The sequence below is a fragment of the Pollutimonas rozaliensis genome (assembly GCF_048751585.1).
Classification (GTDB): Bacteria; Pseudomonadota; Gammaproteobacteria; order Burkholderiales; family Burkholderiaceae_B.
The window spans coordinates 1-397 of the sequence record NZ_JAZHOB010000036.1 but is presented as its reverse complement, the minus strand read 5'-3'; the positions used below and the strand labels follow the sequence as shown (position 1 = coordinate 397).

Genomic DNA, 397 nt, shown 5'->3' with positions numbered 1-397 from the left:
CGCGGCCAGGCACGACGCCTCGGCGATCTCCAGCCCGTAGCCAAACTCCAGGCACTCCAGCAGCTCGGTATTGAAAATCTTGCTGGTGTCACTGACCCGCACCTGGGCATAGCGCTGGCGCAGCTGGCGAAGGGTGTCCAATGCCTGCTGCATGCCTGCTTCGGTGCGGTAAATGCCGCAGCCGCTCTCCATGGCCTGCACCATGGCGTGCTTGAGCGTCACCCAGGATTCACCGCTGCCCAGGCCATCGCAGAGCGTGGCCAACCGCGCCTGCTGCCGCTGGGCCTGCGCCTGCAAGACCGGCAGCGCAACCCAGTCGGTGCGGGCAGCCCGCTGGCTGGCCTGCTCCCCGGCCAAGCGGCCAAAGACCAGCAGCTCGGTCAGCGAGTTGGAGCCC

Annotated in this window: 1 pseudogene; it reads right to left on the bottom strand. The window is 67.8% G+C overall.

Features of this window, described 5'->3' with window-relative positions:
• Window positions 1-397: pseudogene (locus V0R37_RS21860) on the bottom strand (succinate dehydrogenase/fumarate reductase flavoprotein subunit); the annotation flags it as partial.